Genomic DNA, 19717 nt, shown 5'->3' with positions numbered 1-19717 from the left:
TCTTCCTATAAGCGATAGAATCGCCGCGCCGTCTCGCCGAATAGCGCCGGTTGGTGCGCTGGCGAGACCCAGGCTTCGCATAGGGCGCGCCAGGACGGATAGTCGCCGGCCAGGTTCAGCACCGGCCAGTCGCTGCCCCACATCAGGCGGTCGGGTCCGAAGACCTCGATCAGGTGGGCGGCATAGGGCGCGACGACCTCGGCGGTCGGTGTGTCGCCGGCTTCGGTCAGCAGGCCTGAGAGCTTGCAATGGACGCCGGGTTGCTCGGCGAGCGCCGCCATCTGCTCGCGCCAGGGATCCAGGCGCCCGGCCACGATCTCGGGCTTGGCGCCGTGATCGATGACAACGCGCAGCTCCGGCCAGCGACGGACTAGGTCCAGCATGGCCGGCAGGTGGCGCGGCTTGATCAAGGCATCGAATGAAAGACCGGCCGCGATCATGGCCTCAATGGCGGGCGCGAGCTTCGGGTCGAGGATCCAGTCGCTGGCCAGGTCCTGCAGCATCGGCCGCAAACCCTTCAGCCACGAGTCTCGCGCCAGGGCCGTAATCCGCTCCGGCGCGTCGGGCGCGGCGAGGTCCGTCCAGCCCACGACACCCAGTGCCAACGGGTCGACCGCCGCCAGGCTCAGCAGCCATACCGTGTCGCGTTCACTCGGCTGCGATTGCACGAGTACGGCGCCAGAAAGATCATTAAAATTAGAATCTTGCTTCAGATCTTTGAGATCAAAGTCACGATGGATCGCCGGCAGGTCCGGCGTCGGCCATTCGTGGTCATTCTCGCCAATGCGCCAAACATGGCAGTGAGCGTCGATCAGCACGCGACAATGGCCTTGATGACGCCCGCCGAGGGTTCCATCCAGCCCGGCAAGGCTGCTGGAAGATCTTTCAGCAAGGTACTGTGTGTATTGAGTTCTTTCGTCGGCACCTGCCCCGCGCAGATCGCCGCCAGCACATGATCGAAGTCCTCCAGCGTAGCGTTGCGGCTGGCTAGCAGCGACATCTCGCGCTTATGGAACTCCGGGTCGGAGAAGGTGATATCGGCCGCCACGACCGAGATCAGCACATAGGTCCCGCCGTGGCCGACATAGCTAAAGCCCTGCTGCATGGCCGCAGCGCTGCCGGTGGCGTCGAACACCACGTCGAAGAACACGCCGCCGGTCATGTCAGACAGCAACGCCGGCGTGCCATCCGAGAGACCCACCACGCGGTCAGCGCCGAGGTGTTGATGGCAGAACACCAGCCGATCAGCGCGCGCGTCCAGCACCGTAACGCGCGCGCCGGCCAGCTTGGCAAACAGGGTCGCGGCGATGCCGATCGGCCCCGCCCCGACCACCAGCACCGACTGGCCAGGCTCGATCCGGGCGCGGCGAACGGCATGGGCGCCGATGGCCAGGAACTCGACCATGGCGGCCTCGTCCAAGGAGACGCCCTCGACCTTGCGCACGAAGCCGGCCGGCACGGCCAGGTACTCGCAAAGCCCGCCATCCATGTGCACGCCCAGCACACGGATGTTCATGCAGCAGTTCGACTTGCCCTTGGCGCAGGCCGCGCACGTCCCGCAAGACAGGTAGGGCATGACATAGGCGTGGTCGCCCTGCGCGAGGTCGCTGTCGTCCGGCGCCGAGACGACCTCGCCCGACAGCTCGTGCCCCATCACGCGCGGATAGCTGAGATACGGCTGCGTGCCGCGATAGATGTGCATGTCGGTGCCGCAGATACCAACCCGGCGTACGCGCAGCAGCACCTCCTCAGGACCGGGCGTCGGCGCGGGCCGTTGCTCGAGCTTGAGCTCACCCGGCGCGGCGCAGACCAGCACATCCATCATCCTCAGTGACCTCCGGCCAGCACGGCGTCGTGGGCGGTGACCTCGCGCCGCTTGGCGGTCAGGCCGAAGAGACCAACGACCGCGAAGCAGACGCACGGCACCAGGATCGCGAAGTGGATAGCGCTGGCGTCCGAGATCGCCCCCATCACGGCCGTCAGCACCGCGCCGCCGATGATGCTCATCACCAGGAACGACGAGCCGGTCTTGGTCAGCGGCCCCAGCCCCTTGATGGAGCTGGCGAAGATGGTCGGGAACATGATCGACATGAAGAAGCTGGTCGAAGCCAGGGCCAGCAGGCCCAGGTGTCCACCCAGCACGACCGCGACCAAGGTCAGGCCGACATTGGCCGCCGCGAACACCGCCATCAGCCGCGAAGGATCGACCTTGCTCATCAGCGCCGTGCCGGCGAAGCGCCCGGCCATGAAGCCGACCAGCGACCAGGACAGATAGGCCGCGGCGGTCTTCTCGCCCATGCCCGGGACCTGGTCCTGGGCGTAGCGGATCATGTAGCTCCACACGCCCACCTGAGCGCCGACATAGAAGAACTGGGCCGCCACGCCGAACAGGAAACGCGGACGCGAGAACAGGCCCAGGATCGGCTTGTCGACGCGCTCCTCGTGCTGGTCCGCCTCGGTCGGGCGGCTGGCGTGGGGCGGGAACTTGGTGATCGCCACCAGCACCACCCACAGGATCACGACGCCGGCGATGATCAGGTATGGCAGTTGGGTCGACTTGGCCTCGGCCGCCTGGAACGCCGACAGCTGGGCTGGGCTCATGGCGGCGAACTCGGCCTTGGTCGGCTCGACACCCGACAGGATGAATTGGCGGCCCACGACCACGGCGGTGATGGCGCCCAGCGGGTTGAAGGCCTGGGCCAGGTTCAGGCGCTGCTCGGCCTTGGCCGGGTCGCCCAGCACGGTGATCAGCGGATTGGCCGAGGTCTCCAGGAACGCCAGGCCCGACGCGATCACGAACAGGGCGCTGAGGAAGAACTCGTAGCGGCGCAGCTCGGCGGCCGGCCAGAACAGCAAGGCCCCTGCCCCAAACAACACCAGGCCCACGATCACCGCGGCCTTGTAGCCATAGCGACGCATCAGGAGGCCCGCCGGCAGGGCCAGGAAGAAGTAGCCCAGATAGAACGCCGACTGCACCAGACCCGACTGCAGGTCGGTCAGGAAGAAGGCCTTCTTCAGGTGGGGAATCAGGACGTCGTTGAGGTTGTTCGCGACGCCCCACAGGAAGAACAGGGCGACGATCAGCACCAACGGCGCCCAGCCCGTACGTGGGCTCGAGCCTTGAGACATGGATGTTTCCTCCGGCGCCTCTTTTGGTCGAGCGCCTGGAGCAATGGACATCATATATGAACTAGATGGTCAAATATGAAATCACGGGAGCGCTGCCGGCGACGGCGCTCCCGCAAGCGGCTATTCGACCGCCCTACTCGACAGCGACCACCACGACCGACTTGGCTGGGATGTCGAGCGTCAGCTTGTCGCCGGAGAGCTTCGCCCCCTTGAAGGCGACCGGCGCGACGGCGGGCTTAGCGCCGAAGGCGTTCATGGCGTCCATCTTGTCGGCGGTCAGCACCTGGCCCGACACGGCCTTGGCCTTCAGCGCGCCCAGGGCCACCGACAGCTTCAGGCTGTCGTCCGGCGCCATGTTGGCGATGGCGATATAGGTCTTGCCGTCCTTGCCCTTGGCGGCCGAGGCGTTGAAGGCCGGGATCTTGCTGCCGGCCACGTCGATCTCGGGTGCGGTCACGTCCAGCGGGATGGCCGTCGAATCCTGGAAGGGCACGTACATCTTGTAGGCATAGTAGGTCGGGGTCAGGACGATCTTGTCACCCTGGGTCAGGATCATCGCCTGCAGAACGTTGATGGTCTGGGCGATGTTGGTCATCTTCACGCGCTCGGTATAGCGGTGGAAGATGTTGAAGTTCGCCGCCGCCAGCACGCCGTCGCGCAGGGTGTTCAGCTGGTAGAGATGGCCCGGATTGGTGCCGGCCTCGACGTCGTACCAGGTGCCCCACTCGTCGACATAGAGGCCGATCCGCTTGGCCGGATCGTTCTTGTCCATGACCGCCATGTGCTTCTGGATCAGGTCGTCCATGCGCAGGGTCTGGGCCATGGTCTTGCCCCAGGCGGCCTTGTCGAAGCCGGTGGCCGCGCCCTTGGTTTTCCAGTCGCCGGTCGGGATCGTGTAGTAGTGGAGTGAGATCGCATCCATCCGCTTGCCGGCGATCTTGGTGACGACATCGGTCCAGTTGACGTCGAACGAGTTGGCGCCCGACCCGACCCGAATGGCCGGATTGTCGTCGTTCTTGTGGAAGAACGCCGAGAAGCGGCGGTATTCGTTGGCGTAGTACTCCGGCGTCATCTCGCCGCCGCAGCCCCAGCTCTCGTTGCCGATGCCGATGAACGGCACCTTGAACGGCTTGTCGCGGCCGTTGGCGCGGCGCTCCTGGGCCAGCGTGTCCTGGCCCGGCGAGATCATGTACTCGATCCACTCGCGCATCTCGGTCGGGTTAGACGAGCCGACATTGATCGAGACGTAAGGGTCGGCGCCGACCTGCTCGGCGAAGTCCATGAATTCGTGGGTGCCGAAGGCGTTGGTCTCGGGCGAGCCGCCCCACCAGTTGTTCTTGCGCGAGGGCCGCTTGTCGCGCGGGCCGATGCCGTCGCGCCAGCGGTACTCGTCGGCGAAGCAGCCGCCTGGCCAGCGGATCACCGGCACATGGATGTCCTTCAGCGCCGTGACGACATCGGTGCGGATGCCGCGGACGTTGGGGATCTTGGAATTGGTCCCGACCCAGACGCCGTCATAGATGCCCGCGCCCAGGTGTTCGGAGAATTGGCCGTAGATGTAGCGCGAGATCGGCGCGCCCGGCTGGTCGGCCTTCAAGGTCGCCGAAGCCGTCAGTTCGGCGGCCTGCGCGCTCACCGTCATCGTCAGGGCCGCGATCGCCGCGCCCAGGAATATCTTGGCCTTCGCCATGGGGTTCCCTCCTGCTGGGGCTGTAAGCCGCCCCTGAAAATCGTTGGCCGTTTTGGTAGCAGGCTTATTTTTGTCCTACAATAACCAGCATCACTTCCGGTGATCCCAGCTTATGGGACGCGCTAAAGCTCGCGCGTTGACGGCTTGGCGGCGAGACTATACTCGGACAATAGATCGAGAGCGGCCGCCAGCCGCCGAAGCCCGCATCGACGGAGAGGAAACCATGCCCGCCATTCCGCAAAGCGCGCCGCCCACGGCCAGCGCCGACGCCTCGCAGCAACGCTACGGCTCGGCCCTGAGCCTGCTGGCCAGCCTGTTCTTCATGTGGGGCTTCATCACGGTCATCAACAACACGCTGCTGCCGCACCTGCGCAGCGTGTTCGTGCTGGACTACACGCGCACGACCCTGATCGAGTCCGTCTGGTTCATCGCCTATTTCGTGGCCTCGATTCCGTCGGCCAAACTGATCGAGCGGATCGGCTACCAGAAGGCCATCGTCGTCGGCCTGCTGGGCATGGCGGTCGGAGCGGCGATGATGGTCCCGGCGGCGATGCTGGCGTCGTACGGCCTGGTGCTGACCGCCCTGTTCGTGATCGCCAGCGGCATCACCCTGCTGCAGGTGGCCGCCAACCCCTATGTCGCCGTGATCGGCCCGCCCGAGACCGGCTCGGCGCGGCTGAACCTGGTGCAGGCCTTCAACTCGCTGGGCACCACCTTGGCGCCGCTGTTCGCAGGCTATCTGATCCTGGGTCGCTCCAAGAGCGGCACGGCCGGGACCGACGTCGTGCTGACCCAGGCCGAACGTTACGCCGACGCCCAGTCGGTGATCCTGCCCTATGTGCTGGTGACCATCGCGCTGATCCTGCTGGCCGTGGTCATGGGCCGCGTGAAGCTGCCCGCCATCGGCCAGGCCACCCAGCGCTCGTCACGCGAGGAGCGCAAGAAGCTGTCGTTGTGGTCGCACCGCAACCTGGTGTTCGGCGTGCCGGCCATCTTCATCTACCTGATCGCCGAGATCGGGGTGGCCAACCTGTTCATCAACTTCGTCTCGCAGCCGACCATCGCCAACATCACCCACGAGGAGGCCTCGCGCTACCTGGCCATCCTGTGGGGCGGCATGATGGTGGGCCGGTTCCTGGGCAGCATGCTGATGCGCCGCTTCGCCGCCGAGCACGTGCTGGCCGCCTTCTCGATCGGCGCCTTCATCGTGATGGTGATCACCACCTTCGCCCACGGCCCGGTAGCCATGTGGTCGCTGATCGCGGTGGGCTTCTTCCACTCGATCATGTTCCCGACCATCTTCACCTTAGGGATCAAGGGCCTGGGCCCGCTGACCGAGGAAGGCTCGGGCCTGCTGATCATGGCCATCGCCGGCGGCGCGCTGGTCATCGTGCAGGGCTGGCTGGCCGACACCTTCGGCCTGCAGACCTCGTTCCTGCTGACGGCGGCCTGCGAGATCTACGTGCTGTTCTATGCGCTGTGGGGCTCTAAGGCGACCAACGCCCTGCCCGACCAGCACGTCGAATAGGGAGCGCGCTCATGACCGGACCGTCGCGCCGCACAGCCCTGAAGACGGGCGCCGCGCTGGGCGCGGCGGTCCTGGCTTCACCGGCTTTCGCCCAGTCGGCCAAGACCAAGCTGGAGCCCTTCCCGCTGTCGCAGGTGCGGTTGAAGCCTTCGCGCTTCCGCACCGCGATGGAGACCAACCAGCGCTACCTGCTGTCGCTGGAGCCCGACCGGCTGCTGCATAACTTCCGCGCCGGCGCGGGCCTGGCGCCCAAGGGCGCGGTGTATGGCGGCTGGGAGGCGGCCGGCATCGCTGGCCACAGCCTGGGCCACTACCTGTCGGCGGTGTCGCTGATGTGGGCCCAGACCGGCGATCCCGCCTTCAAGCAGCGCGCCGCCTACATCGTCGAGGAACTGGCCGTCTGCCAGGTCGCCAACGGCGATGGCTATGCGGGCGGTACGACGGTCGAGCGCGGCGGCAAGACCGTCAACGGCAAGATTGTCTATGAGGAGATCCGCGCCGGCAAGATCGACACCGCCGGCGGGCTGAACGGCGGCTGGGTGCCGATCTACACCTATCACAAGGTGCTGACCGGGGCGCTGGACGCCCACCTCTACTGCGGCGATCCCAAGGCCTTGGCCGTCGCCATCGGCCTCGGCGACTATCTGGGCCGGATGTTCGAGACGCTGGACGCCCAGCAGGTCCAGACCGTGCTGCGCGTCGAGCATGGCGGCATCGTCGAGAGCTTCGCCGAACTGCACGCCCGCACCGGCCAGCAACGTTGGCTGGATCTGGCCCGCCGCGTCCAGCACACCGACATCATCGATCCCCTGATCGCCGGCCGCGACGACCTGGCCGGCAAGCACGCCAACACCCAGATCCCCAAGCTGATCGGCGAGGCCCGGCTCTACGAGACCGGCGGCGACGCCGATGCGGCCAAGGCGGCGATGTTCTTCTGGGAGACAGTCGTTCACGACCACAGCTACGTCATCGGCGGCAATTCCGAGTTCGAGCATCTGGGCAAGCCGCGCCAGCTATCGACACGCCTGGGCCAGCAGACCTGCGAGTGCTGCAACAGCTACAACATGCTGAAGCTGTCGCGGCATCTGCACGGCTGGACCGGTGAAAGCCGATACTTCGATTTCTACGAACGCGCCCACCTGAACCACATCCTGTCGCAGCAGGATCCGGACACCGGGATGTTCACCTACTTCTCGCCGCTGGCCTCGGGCTATGCGCGAGGGCACTCGACGCCGACGGACTCGTTCTGGTGCTGCGTCGGGACCGGGATGGAGAACTATTCCAAGCTGGGCGACAGTATCTTCTGGCGCGACGGCGAGCGGGTGCGGGTCAATCTGTACTACCCGGCGACGCTGGACTGGGCCGAGAAGGGCGTGAAGCTCGAGATCGACACCGAGTTTCCGTACAGCGACCAGGTCACCCTGACGCTGGCGAAGGCCAAGGCGCCGACGCCGGTGTCCCTGCGGGTTCCGGGCTGGTGCGCGGCGGCGTCAGTGAAGATCAACGGTCGGGCCCGGGCAGTCACGCCTAAGAACGGCTATGTCGACCTCACGCTGAAGGCCGGCGATCGGGTGACCCTGACCTTGCCGATGTCAGTGCGCACCGAAAGCATGCCGGACGCTCCGGACCTGATCGCGTTCCTGAACGGCCCGCTGGTGCTGGCCGCCGATCTGGGGCCGGCCGACCAGCCTTGGGACAGCTTCGATCCGGTCGTCGTTGGCGCTCCTGCCCTGACGCCCGCCAGCGGCCAGCAGCGGTTCGCCCTGGCCGACCGTAGCCGCCCCCAGAACCTGACTCTGCGCCCCTACTTCGAGCAGCACCACAACCGCACGGCCGTCTATTTCCGCCGCCTGACACAAGACCAGTGGGCGCAAGCCGAGCCGCACCTGATCGCCGAGGCCAAGGTCCGCGCCGACATCCGAGACCGTACCGTCGACATCATCCGCTTCGGCGAGCAGCAGCCCGAGGTCGACCACGCCCTGAAGGCCAGCCCCGGCACCCAGGACACCGGCAACCTGACGGTCCGTAGCCGGATCCTCAACAAGGGCTCGATCGCGTTCCAGATGGCCACTGCACCCGGCCCGCTCGTTCTGCAAGTGAGCTATGACGGCTCGCCACGGAACAAGGACTTCCGGATCCTGGTCGAAGGCCAGGAGGTCGCGCGCGAGACGCTCTCGGGCGACCGCACCGCAACCCTGAACGTGAAGACCTATCCCCTGCCCCAGCCGCTGACCGATGGCCGTAGCAAGATCACGGTGACGTTCGAAATGGCCGCCAACCAGTGGGCGGCGGTGTTCGAGGCCAGGATCTTCCGCGCTAGCTAGTGGTTGTCGCGCGGCAAGCCCTTGGTCTGGGCGATGCGTTGGTACTTCACAGCCGGTTCGAGGACGGCGCCGGTGTCCATCTGGCCGACGACAGCGCGCTGCATCTCCTGCCACGGCGTCTGGCTTTCCGGATAGGCAAAGCCGCCGGCCGCCTCGAGGGCCTTGCGGCGCTCGACGATCTCGCTGGGCGAGACCAGCACGTCGACGCGCGACTTGCGCAGGTCGAAGCGCACCTTGTCGCCGCTCTTCAGGAGCGCCAGGCCGCCGCCCGCCGCCGCTTCCGGCGAGGCGTTCAGGATCGACGGCGAGCCCGAGGTGCCCGACTGGCGGCCGTCGCCGATGCACGGCAGCTGGTGGATGCCTTGCTTGATCAGGTAGTTGGGCGCCCGCATGTTCACGACCTCGGCCGCGCCCGGATAGCCGATCGGACCGGCGCCACGCATGAACAGGATCGAGTTGGCGGTGATGCCCACCGACGGATCGTCGATCCGGTGATGATAGTCCTCGGGCCCGTCGAACACAATGGCGTCGCCCTCGAAGGCGTCCGGGTCGTCGGGGTTGGACAGGTAGCGGTCGCGGAACTCCTGGCTGATCACGCTGGTCTTCATGATTGCCGAGTTGAACAGGTTGCCGCGCATGACCGCGAAGCCGGCGCGCTCGACCAGCGGCCGCGAGAACGGACGGATCACGTTCTCGTCCTCGATCTCGGCCCCACGATACTGCTCGCCGATGTTCTGGCCCGAGACGCAGCGCGCCTCCTCGCGGATCAGCCCCTGCTCGATCAGCTGGCCGAACACGGCGGGCACGCCGCCGGCGCGGTAGTAGTCCTCGCCGAGGTATTCGCCGGCCGGCTGAAGGTTGACCAGCAGCGGCACCTCCTCGCCGGTCTGCTGCCAGTCGTCGATGCTGAGCTCGACGCCGACGTGACGGGCCAGGGCGTTCAGGTGGATCGGGGCGTTGGTCGAGCCGCCGATCGCCGAGTTGACGACGATGGCGTTGAGGAACGCCTCGCGGCTCAGGATGTCCGAGGGCTTGAGGTCCTCATGCACCATGTCGACGATGCGCAGGCCGGTGCGGTAGGCGTTCTCCTGGCGGTCACGATACGGGGCCGGGATCGCCGCCGAACCGGGCAGCGACATGCCCAGGGCCTCGGTCAGCGAGTTCATGGTCGTGGCCGTGCCCATGGTGTTGCAATAGCCGGTCGACGGGGCCGAGCTGGCCACCAGCTTGATGAAGCCGGCATTGTCGATCTCGCCGGCCGCCAGCATCTCGCGGGCCTTCCAGACGATGGTGCCCGAGCCGGTGCGCTGGCCCTTGTGCCAGCCGTTCAGCATCGGGCCGACCGACAGGGCGATGGCCGGGATGTTCACCGTCGCCGCCGCCATCAGGCAGGCCGGCGTGGTCTTGTCGCAGCCGATGGTCAGCACCACCCCGTCCAACGGATAGCCGTACAGCAGCTCGACCAGGCCCAGGTACGACAGGTTGCGGTCCAGGCCCGCCGTCGGGCGCTTGCCGGTCTCCTGGATCGGGTGGACCGGGAATTCCAGCACGATGCCGCCGGCGCTGCGGATGCCTTCCCGCACGCGCTCGGCCAGCACCAGGTGGTGGCGGTTGCAGGGTGACAGGTCCGAGCCGGTCTGGGCGATGCCGATGATCGGCTTGCCCGACTGCAGCTCCTCCAGCGACAGGCCGAAGTTCAGGTAACGCTCCAGATAGAGCGCGGTCATGTCGATATTGTCGGGATTGTCGAACCAGGCGCGCGAGCGGAGGGCGCGGGGCGAAACGGGAGGAACGCTCATGACAATCCTTGAAGGCGAAGCGCCTTGTCGACGGGGCAGCGGGACACCGACGAACTTGTAAACCCGGCGCGAGAATCGCGCGCTCACCGGTTCACGGCCCCGCTAGATCGTATTTGTCTGACTATACCGTGCGGTATGGAGCGTCAATCAGGGCGAGCGGCATTGCGAGTGCGTCACAAGAGCCGACGCAACTTCGGATTTCGCGACAGATCCTTGTCCGATGATTGGCGCTCAGCGTCCCGGACGGCGCTCGATCGCCCCGCGCGTATCGTCCAGGGCCAGGCTGACCAGCTTCTCCATCGCCTGGCGGGCCTGGTCGGCGCGGCCGGCGGCGATGGCGTCGAACACCTTCCAGTGCTCGGGCATCGGATCGCGGGCCAGCTCGCGGTCGCGCTGCTTGAAGATGGTCGTCCAGCGCACGGCCGCGCCGATGCTGCTGGAGAGGGTGAACAGCGGCGCATTGTTGGCGGCGCTCAGCACGGTGTCGTGGAAGTCGCGGTCTGCGGCCTGGCCGGCTTCAGTGGCCAAGGTGTGGTGCTGCATGGCCACCAGGGCGGCGCGCATGCGCTCCAGTTGGGCGTCGTCGCGGCGCTCGGCGGCCAGGGCCGCGGCGGCCGGCTCGACGATCATCCGCAGCTCGTAGAGCTCCTGGAGAAACGCTTCGCTGGGTTCCGATTCGAAGAACCAGGCCAGCACCTCGGGATCCAGCAGGCTCCAGCGCGTGCGGGCGCTGACGCGGGTGCCGGTCTTGGGGCGGCTCTCGACCAGCCCTTTGGCGGCCAGGATGCGGATGGCTTCGCGATAGGCGCTGCGCGAGACCTGCAGCTGCTCCGACGCGTCGATCTCGTTGTTGAGGACGTCGCCGGGCTGATGCTTGCCCGACACGATGGCAATCCCCAGCGCTCGCGCGATCGACCCGTGGATCCGGCCTGAGAAGCCTTCTTCGCGTTCGCCGTCACCGCCAACGCCCGCTTCCTTGGCCTTCGACACGCGTGTTTCGCTCCCGTTGCGCAGATCCCGGGTCGCTGTGTGCGCCCTGCCGGCGACTCTAGCGAGACCAATTGTCGGAGAACAAGCGAATTCGCCCGGGTGGCCAAGGCGCGCCGGAACCACGCCTCGGCCGAAATGTACGATGAATTGGACTTCAAAGTTTCCCTACGGAACGCGCCGTCGGCGAATTTCTTGGGCCTAGTCGTACGAAACGTCGTTTGACAGCGCGCGCCGCCACGATATTTGTCGGACTATTAGAAAGCTTCAGAGGGTCGTCGCCGTGGTGTTCCGGTTCGTGCAATTGAAGACCTCTGGCGGCGCCAGGCAGCTGGCCGCCGTCGACGACTCGGGCCGCGCCCGCAAGGTCGAGGTCGCCGATACCCTCTATGACCTGGCCCAGGTCGCTCTGAAGGTCGACGCCACCCTGGCCGAAGCGGCCCAGGCCCGCGCCTTGGGTGAGGAGATCGACATCCCCGCCGCCCTGGCCGAAGGCCGCGTGCTGGCGCCGATCGACCATCCCGATCCCGCCCACCTGGCGATGACCGGCACCGGCCTGACCCATCTCGGCTCGGCCGAGGGTCGCGACAAGATGCATAAGGCCGCTCAAGCGGGCGAGCAGCTCACGGACTCCATGCGGATGTTCCTGATGGGCGTCGAGGGCGGCAAGCCCGCGGCCGGCCAGGAAGGCGTGCAGCCGGAATGGTTCTACAAGGGCGACGGCACGCAGCTGATCGGTCCTGGCCAGCCCCTCACCTCGCCCAGCTTCGCCAAGGACGGCGGCGAGGAACCCGAGATCGCCGGCGTCTATCTGATCGGTCCCGATGGCACGCCGCACCGCCTGGGCTTCTGCCTGGCCAATGAGTTCTCGGACCACGTGATCGAGCGCGGCAACTATCTGTGGCTGGCCCACTCCAAGCTGCGCAACGCGGCCCTGGGTCCAGAGCTGCTGACCGGCGAGCTGCCCGCCGACGTGCGCGGCGCCAGCCGCATCGTCCGCGACGGCGCGACCGTATGGGAAAAGCCATTCCTGTCGGGCGAGGCGAACATGTCCCACACGATCGCCAATCTCGAACACCACCACTTCAAGTACGACATCTTCCGTCGCCCGGGTGATCTCCACGTCCACTTCTTCGGCACGGCCACCCTCTCCTTCTCGGAAGGTTTCCAGACCCAGGTCGGCGACGTGTTCGAGATCGAGGCCGCGCCGTTCCGCTATCCGGTGCGCAACCCGCTGGCCCAGGCGCAAGCCCGGCCGGTCGTGGTGAAGTCGCTGTGACGACGACGCCTATTCGTCTGGCCCTGGTCGGCCTGGGCAAGATCGCCCGCGACCAGCATCTGCCGTCGATCGCCGCCGATCCGCGCTTCGAACTGGTCGCCATCGTCAGCCGCAATGCCGAGCTGGATGGGGTCGCGCACTTCACCGACCTGGCCGACCTCTTGGCCAGCGACGTGGCGGTGGACGCGGTCGCGCTGTGCACCCCGCCCCAGCCGCGCCACGCCCTGGCCCATCTGGCCCTGGCCGCCGGCAAGCACGTGATGCTGGAGAAGCCGCCTGGCGCGACGCTGAGCGAGGTCGAGGACCTGCGCCAGGCCGCCGCCGAGCGGAGCCTGACCCTGCAGACCACCTGGCACTCGCGCTACGCTATCGGCGTCGAACCCGCCCGCGCGTGGCTGGTCGAGCGCGCCGTGAAGGCCGTCCGCATTAACTGGAAAGAAGACGTGCGCGTCTGGCATCCCGGCCAGGATTGGATCTGGGAGGCCGGCGGCCTGGGCGTCTTCGACCCCGCCATCAACGCCCTGTCGATCGTCACGGCCATCCTGCCGCGCCCGTTCTTCCTGTCGAAGGGCGTCCTGCATGTGCCGGAGAATTGCCAGTCGCCGATCCAGGCCGAGCTGGACTTCCGCGACGCGGCCGGCGCGCCGATCCGCGCCGAGCTCGACTTCCTGCAGACCGGCCCGCAAAGCTGGGACATCGAGGTCGACACCGACGACGGCCAGCTGAAGCTGACCCACGGCGGCGCCAAGCTCTACATCGACGGTCAGCTGCTGCAGGAAGGTCCGGACCGCGAATATCCGGGCCTGTACGACGCCTTCGCCAGGCTGATCGCCGACGGCGCCAGTGACGTGGACGTCAGTCCATTACGGCATGTGGCGGACGCTTTCCTGCTCAGCGAGCGGGTCGCGGCGCCGGCCTTCATCGAATAATCAAGAACGACAAAGGGAGAGAAACATGAAGCTGAAGACCATCGCGCTAGGTAGCGCACTCGCCCTCGTCGCGATCTCGGCCAATGCCGCCGAGTTGTCGCGCAAGCCGTTCGGCGCCATTTCGTCCGGCGAGGCGGTCGAGGCCATCACGCTGACCAACGCCAAGGGCGTTAGCGCCACGATCATCACCTACGGCGCGACCCTGCAGTCGCTGATCGGCCCCGACCGCACGGGCAAGAAGGCCGACATCGCATTGGGCTTTGGCGACGCCGCCACCTACGAGAAGTATGCCAGCTATTTCGGGGCCTCGGTCGGCCGCTTCGCCAACCGCATCGGCAAGGGCCGGTTCACCCTGGACGGCAAGACCTACCAGCTGGCGCTGAACAACAACAAGGTCGCGGCGCTGCACGGCGGCGTGAAGGGCTTCGACAAGGTGGTCTGGAAGGTGCTGGACGCCAAGTCCGGTCCGACGGCCTCGGTGACCTTCGGCTATGTCAGCGCCGACGGCGAGGAAGGCTATCCCGGAACCCTGACCGCCACGGCGACCTATGCCCTGGACGAGCAGAACAACCTGACGATCACCTACGGCGCCACGACCGACAAGCCGACCATCGTCAACATCACCAACCACGCCCTGTTCAACGTCGCCGGCGAAGGCGCGGCGGAAGGCGCGATGGGCAACGTCCTGACCATCCCGGCCGACGGCTACACCCCGGTCGACGCCGAGCTGATCCCGACCGGCGAGACCACGCCGGTGGCCGGCACGGTCTTCGACTTCCGCAAGCCCACGGCCGTCGGCGACCGTATCCGCGATGCCAGCGACCCACAGATCGTCGCGGGCCGCGGCTACGACCATAACTACGTCCTGAACGGCAAGGCTGGCGGCGCCCTGCGCCTTGGCGGCCGGCTGGCCGATCCCAAGAGCGGTCGTGTTCTGGAAATCCTGACCGACCAGCCGGGCATCCAGTTCTATGCCGGCAACTTCATCGACGGCACGACCATCGGCAAGAGCGGCAAGATCTATCGCCAGGGCGACGGCATCGCGCTGGAGCCGCAGCACTTCCCCGACGCGCCGAACAAGCCGCAGTTCGCGCCGGTCCGCCTGGATCCGGGCCAGAAGTACAGCAACACCATGGTCTTCAAGCTGACCGTCCAGAAGTAGATCATCTGCGAGAATGACGAAGGGGAGCGCAGCGATGCGCTCCCCTTTTTCGTGGGACCTTGCCAGATTGGGGCGGATCGTCGAGAAATCCCCACCGACGCCGTAGAGTATCCGCATGCCCCCCAAGCCAGCGCCTGTCATCGCCGTGGTCGGCGCGGGGTTCAGCGGCGTGATGACCGCCCTCAACATCCTGAAACGCTCAGCGGATGCGAAGGTCATCCTGTTCGAGCGCCGCACGCCCGTCGGCCTGGGCGCGGCCTACGCCACCCACAATCCGGGCCATCGCCTGAACGTCCGCGCCGGCAATATGAGCGCCTGGCCCGACCGGCCAGGGCACTTCGTCGAGTGGATCCGCAAGGAGCGGTTCGGTCTGGGCCCCGCCGACTTCGCCACCCGCGCCGACTATGGCCGCTACTTGCAAGGTCAGGTGGCCGAGGTCGCCGAGGGCCCCGCCGGCGCCGGGCGGCTGGTGGTCGTCCCCGACGCCGTGGTCGGCATCGAGCCGGGCGGCGACGGCTGGCGACTGACCTGCGCCATGGGTAATGCGGTCACTGCCCACGCGGTCGTGCTGGCCCTCGGCAATCCCCCGCCCGCCAGGCCGCCAGGCATCGACGAAGCCTTCGCCGCCTCCGACGCCTATGTCGCCGATCCCTGGCGCTGGAACGCCGCCGACCTGCCCTCGGGACCGGTCATGCTGATCGGCACGGGCCTGACCATGGTCGACGTCGCCCTGTCGTTGAACCAGGCCCAGCCCGGCCGGCCGATGCTGGCATTGTCGCGCCGAGGCCTGGCCCCGCTGGAACATGACGGCGCGCCGCCGCTATCCCTGCCCTTGCCGCCCGCCAACGACCTGTCGCCGCTGGAGGCCTTCGGATGGCTGAGGACGGCCGCCGCCGAGCACGGCTGGCGCACGGCCATCGACGCCACCCGCCCCGCGACCCAGAGCCTGTGGCGCAGCTGGTCGGCGCGGCAGAAGCAGGCCTTCCTGCGCCACGCCCGGCCCTTCTGGGACATCCACCGCCACCGCCTGGCGCCGCTGGTCGCGCGCCATATCGGGGCCATGCGCGCCACGGGTCAATTGACCCTGGCCGCCGGTAAGATCCGCAGCCTGCGCCTGGAGGCTGACGGTTTCGCCCTATGCCGCTGGCGCGGACGCGGCGAGCGGACGGGTTACGTCTTCCGCGCGGCGACGGTGATCAACTGCACCGGCCCGACTGGCGATGTCCTGACCTCGACTGATCCGCTGATTAAGGACCTGGTCAAGCGCGGCCTGGCCCGGCCCGACGCGCTGCGCCTGGGCTTCGACGTTGATGACGACTACCGCGTGCGCGACGTCTCGGGCGAAGCTTCGCCGACCCTGTTGGCCGTCGGTCCCGCCACGCGCGGGACCTCGTGGGAGATCACGGCCGTGCCGGACATCCGTGGCCAAGCAGCCGCCGTGGCCGGAACGGTGCTGGCAGCGCTGACCTAGCGTCACATTTCAGAGACCAAATTAATACCAATTAGACACCACCTGAAGCCAAACCGTACAGATCATCTTGTTTACGCAAGATTTTCGTAGAACTCGTCATTTCGTCGCCGATAACGTCGGTTGAAATAGGATCTAAATTGGTATCTTTTTGATCCGACCTATCCGCGCTTCCGCTCGAAGCGAGTCGCATTGAGGAGCGCTTGTCATGTCGCTGGCCACCCAGATCGGCCCCTTGGGCCAGGGGGACTCAGCGCCGCTCTACAAGCAGTTGCAGAAGGCCCTGCGCGAGGCGATCCAGGACAAGGTCCTGGCGCCGGACGACGCCCTGCCGCCCGAACGGGACCTGGCCGAGGAATTCAGCATCTCTCGCATCACCGTGCGCAAGGCGCTGGACGGCCTGGTCAGCGAGGGCCTGCTGACCCGCCGCCAGGGCGCGGGCACCTTCGTCGCCGCCCGGGTCGAGAAGAACTTCTCGAAACTGACCTGCTTCACCGAGGACATGATCTCGCGCGGCCGCACGCCGCACAGCGAGTGGATCGCCCGCATGGAAGGCGCGGTGACGCCCGAGGAGTCGCTGACCCTGGGCCTGTCGCCCGGCGCGCCGGTCTATCGTTTCCACCGGGTGCGCTGCGCCGACGGGGCGCCGATGGCCATCGAATATACGACCATCGCGGCCTTCGCCCTGCCCTCGATCGATATCGTCGGCGCGTCGCTGTACGAAGCGATGGCGGCCACCGGCCACCGCCCCACACGCGCGCTGCAGCGGCTGCGCGGCGTGCTGATCACGCCCGAGCACGCCGAACTGCTGCACGTGAAGCCCAAGGACGCCGGCCTGCTGGTCGAGCGCCGCGGTTTCCTGCGCGACGGCCGGCCAGTCGAGGTCTCGCACTCGTACTATCGCGGCGACGCCTATGACTTCGTCGCCGAGCTGAACGACCTGGGCTAGCTAGCGCGTCGCCCAGGCCTTGCCGATCTCGGCCATCGGCACGCAGCCGTGATAGGCGCCGGGCACGGGGTCATACTTCAACGCCTCGGTCGCGCCGACTTCGGACGTGAAGTAGCCGACCGTCACCATGTCCTCCAACGCCGGGAAGAAATGCGACTGGCCTTGGCCACGCGCGATGCCGGACTCCTGGTCGTAGGCCGTCAGCAGCGCCACCTGCTGCTCCGGCGTCAGGGCGATGAAGACATCGCCATGGGCTGTGCGTGCGTCGGCGTCCATGCGCGCCAGGCCGTCCAGCAGCTGCCCGACCTGATCCTTGGTGTAGTAGTCGCCCACGGCGCGGTCGATGAGCTGCGGAACGCCGGCGGCGCGAGCGCCAGGGGTGTCCGTGGCCGGGATGATCAGCTCGGCCACCACGTCCAGCAGGCGCGCCTGGTCGACCGTCAGGGCCTTGGGCGTCCAGCTCAGGGCCGGGGCCGGCGCGGCGGCGGCCAGGGCGCGCTGGGCCCACCCGGTCGAGGCGACACCGACCGCCAAGGCCAGGCCGCGCAGGGTATCGCGTCGGTTCAGCATCAGATGTCTCCCCGCTTGCGAGCGTTCACGGCATGGTCGGCGGCGCGGGCCGTTAGGGCCATGTAGGTCAGGGACGGGTTCACGCACGAGGCCGAGGTCATCGCCGCCCCGTCGGTGACGTAGACGTTCGTGCACTCGTGCACCTGGTTGTGGGCGTTCAGCACCGAGGTCTTGGGATCACGGCCCATTCGCGCGGTGCCCATCTCGTGAATGCCCAGCCCCGGCGAGAAGCCGCCGTCGTGGCCCTTGACGTTCTTGAAGCCGGCCGCCTCCAGCATCTCGGCCGCCGCGTTCTGCATGTCGCGCCGCATGGCCATCTCGTTCTCACGCATGGTCACGTTGATCGACAGGGTCGGCAGGCCGAACGCGTCCGTCTTGTCGCGGTTCAGGGTGATGCGGTTGTCGGCATAGGGCAGGATCTCGCCGAAACCGCCCAGGCCCATGGTCCAGGGCCCGGGCTGGGTCAGCGCGGCCTTACGCGCCGCGCCGAACCCCTTGGCGCCCTTGGCGCGGTTGCCCAGGTCACGATCCCAGGTCGAACGCGCCGCCCCGCCCTGGTAGCCGAAGCCTCGCAGGTAGTCGCTGCGCTTGGTCGCCTCGTCGCCCAGGTTGCGGAAGCGCGGCACGTAGATGCCGTTGGGCCGGCGGCCCGAATAGTACATGTCGGCGAACTCGGGCGCCTCGCCGGTGGCGCCGACGCCCAGGTGGTGATCCATGACGTTGCGGCCTAGCTGGTCGCTGGCGTTGCCGAAGCCGTTCTCGAACCGCGAACTGGTCGAGTTCATCAGGATCCAGGCCGAGTTGAAGGCCGAGGCGCAGATGAAGATGACGTCGGCGTGGAACTCCTCGTCCTTCTTGGTTTCCGCGTCCAGGATCCGCACGCCGGACGCCTTGCCGGCCTTCGGGTCATAGACGATCTCGGTGACGATCGAGTTCGGGCGGATCACCAGGTTGCCGGTGCGCTCGGCCGCCACCAGGCCGCCGGAGTTGGAGCTGTAATAGCCGCCGAACGGGCACCCGCGGATGCACATGTTGCGGTACTGGCACTTGGTGCGGCCAAGGCTCAGCTGTTCGTCGGTCGGATCGGTCAAGTGGGCCGTGCGGCCCATGCTGATGCGACGCTCGGGGAAGCGCGCCTCGGACTTGGCCTTGAAGGCCTTCTCGACGCAGTTCATCTCCATCGGCGGCTGGTAGTGGCCATCGGGGAAGTGGCTCAGGCCTTCGTGCTGACCCGACACGCCGATGAAGCGCTCGACGTGCTCGTACCAGGGCGCCAGGTCCTCGTAGCGGATCGGCCAGTCGACTGCGATCCCGTCGCGGGCGTTGCCTTCGAAGTCCAGCTGGCTATGGCGATAGCTCTGCCGTCCCCAGGTCAGCGACCGGCCGCCGACGTGATAGCCGCGGATCCAGTCGAAGCGGTTTTCCTCGGTATAGGGGTGCTCGTCGTCCTTGACGAAGAAGTGCCGGGTGTACTCCGTCATCGTGTAGTTGGTCCGGCGCTGCACCTGATAGTGCGCCTCCAACTCGGCTTCCGGGAGTTGCCCCTGGGGGTATTGGGTCTGCCACGGATCCAGGACGGCGGTCGGATAGTCCTCGAGATGCTTGACCATGCGGCCCCGCTCGAGAACCAGGACCTTCAGGCCCTTCTGAGTCAGCTCCTTGGCGGCGATGCCCCCAGTGATACCGCTACCAACAACAATCGCATCGTAGGTGTTCTTGCGCTTCGCGCGGCCGCTCACATTGGCCATGTTCGCTCCCTTTGCGGCCGCTCGATGGACCGCGCCGGAAGCTTTAAGCAACGCGACGCTCCGACCTCGGCGAACCCTTCATTCTTGCCTGGAGGCTTCCATGAAATGGGTTACATTGCAAGAAAGCTCGGCATTTCATGTCAAAAATGGGCGAG

At 67.0% G+C, this 19717-nt stretch carries 15 protein-coding genes; 7 read left to right on the top strand and 8 right to left on the bottom strand.

Annotation, left to right across the window (positions count from 1 at the left end; genetic code table 11):
• Positions 1-5: 5 nt before the first annotated feature.
• The 4 genes from AC07NF_RS06715 to AC07NF_RS06700 form a co-directional block, all read right to left on the bottom strand.
• Positions 6-818, bottom strand: coding sequence for an amidohydrolase family protein (locus AC07NF_RS06715; RefSeq protein ID WP_494627924.1), 813 nt, complete (start codon positions 816-818; stop codon positions 6-8).
• Positions 812-1825: a zinc-binding alcohol dehydrogenase family protein gene (locus tag AC07NF_RS06710; RefSeq protein ID WP_494627926.1), complete on the bottom strand. Its 1014-nt coding sequence runs from the start codon at positions 1823-1825 to the stop codon at positions 812-814. The genes AC07NF_RS06715 and AC07NF_RS06710 overlap by 7 nt, the downstream gene beginning before the upstream one ends.
• A 2-nt stretch (positions 1826-1827) precedes the next feature.
• Positions 1828-3129: an L-fucose:H+ symporter permease gene (gene fucP / locus AC07NF_RS06705; RefSeq protein WP_494627928.1), complete on the bottom strand. Its 1302-nt coding sequence runs from the start codon at positions 3127-3129 to the stop codon at positions 1828-1830.
• A gap of 133 nt (positions 3130-3262) precedes the next feature.
• On the bottom strand, positions 3263-4819 hold the full coding sequence (locus AC07NF_RS06700; RefSeq protein WP_494627930.1) for an alpha-N-arabinofuranosidase: 1557 nt from the start codon (positions 4817-4819) through the stop codon (positions 3263-3265).
• A gap of 223 nt (positions 4820-5042) precedes the next feature.
• Here AC07NF_RS06700 and AC07NF_RS06695 point away from each other — a divergent pair, with 223 nt between their 5' ends.
• Positions 5043-6347, top strand: a complete 1305-nt coding sequence (locus AC07NF_RS06695; protein WP_494627932.1) for a sugar MFS transporter — start codon at positions 5043-5045, stop codon at positions 6345-6347.
• Positions 6348-6358: 11 nt separating this feature from the next.
• Positions 6359-8671, top strand: coding sequence for a beta-L-arabinofuranosidase domain-containing protein (locus tag AC07NF_RS06690; RefSeq protein WP_494627934.1), 2313 nt, complete (start codon positions 6359-6361; stop codon positions 8669-8671).
• On the opposite strand, the gene AC07NF_RS06685 is transcribed toward AC07NF_RS06690, so the two are convergent.
• Both AC07NF_RS06685 and AC07NF_RS06680 read right to left on the bottom strand, forming a co-directional pair.
• Entirely contained in the window at positions 8668-10470 is a 1803-nt protein-coding gene (locus AC07NF_RS06685) for an IlvD/Edd family dehydratase (RefSeq protein WP_494627936.1), read from the bottom strand. The genes AC07NF_RS06690 and AC07NF_RS06685 overlap by 4 nt on opposite strands.
• 231 nt (positions 10471-10701) lie before the next feature.
• Positions 10702-11460: a FadR/GntR family transcriptional regulator gene (locus tag AC07NF_RS06680; RefSeq protein WP_492810484.1), complete on the bottom strand. Its 759-nt coding sequence runs from the start codon at positions 11458-11460 to the stop codon at positions 10702-10704.
• Positions 11461-11740: 280 nt separating this feature from the next.
• On the opposite strand from AC07NF_RS06680, the gene araD1 reads away from it, so the two are divergent.
• The 5 genes from araD1 to AC07NF_RS06655 all read left to right on the top strand — a co-directional run bounded on the left by araD1 (position 11741) and on the right by AC07NF_RS06655 (position 17244).
• Positions 11741-12736 carry an AraD1 family protein gene (gene araD1, locus AC07NF_RS06675; protein ID WP_494627939.1) on the top strand — a complete coding sequence of 332 codons (996 nt, stop codon included), beginning with the start codon at positions 11741-11743 and terminating at the stop codon, positions 12734-12736.
• On the top strand, positions 12733-13665 hold the full coding sequence (locus AC07NF_RS06670; RefSeq protein ID WP_494627941.1) for a Gfo/Idh/MocA family protein: 933 nt from the start codon (positions 12733-12735) through the stop codon (positions 13663-13665). Before araD1 ends, AC07NF_RS06670 begins: the two co-directional genes overlap by 4 nt.
• Positions 13666-13690: 25 nt before the next feature.
• On the top strand, positions 13691-14827 hold the full coding sequence (locus tag AC07NF_RS06665) for an aldose epimerase family protein (protein WP_494627943.1): 1137 nt from the start codon (positions 13691-13693) through the stop codon (positions 14825-14827).
• 115 nt (positions 14828-14942) lie between these two features.
• Positions 14943-16298, top strand: coding sequence for an FAD/NAD(P)-binding protein (locus AC07NF_RS06660; RefSeq protein WP_494627945.1), 1356 nt, complete (start codon positions 14943-14945; stop codon positions 16296-16298).
• A 205-nt stretch (positions 16299-16503) separates the two neighbouring features.
• Complete coding sequence (locus AC07NF_RS06655) at positions 16504-17244, top strand: GntR family transcriptional regulator (protein WP_494627947.1); 741 nt, start codon at positions 16504-16506, stop codon at positions 17242-17244.
• Here AC07NF_RS06655 and AC07NF_RS06650 read toward each other — a convergent pair whose 3' ends face one another.
• Both AC07NF_RS06650 and AC07NF_RS06645 read right to left on the bottom strand, forming a co-directional pair.
• Entirely contained in the window at positions 17245-17814 is a 570-nt protein-coding gene (locus AC07NF_RS06650; RefSeq protein ID WP_494627949.1) for a gluconate 2-dehydrogenase subunit 3 family protein, read from the bottom strand.
• Positions 17814-19562 carry a GMC oxidoreductase gene (locus tag AC07NF_RS06645; RefSeq protein ID WP_494627951.1) on the bottom strand — a complete coding sequence of 583 codons (1749 nt, stop codon included), beginning with the start codon at positions 19560-19562 and terminating at the stop codon, positions 17814-17816. The genes AC07NF_RS06650 and AC07NF_RS06645 overlap by 1 nt, the downstream gene beginning before the upstream one ends.
• Positions 19563-19717 lie beyond the last annotated feature (155 nt).

Source organism: Caulobacter sp. GW821-FHT10A06, assembly GCF_059415805.1.
This window is presented reverse-complemented; position numbering and strand designations above follow the sequence as displayed.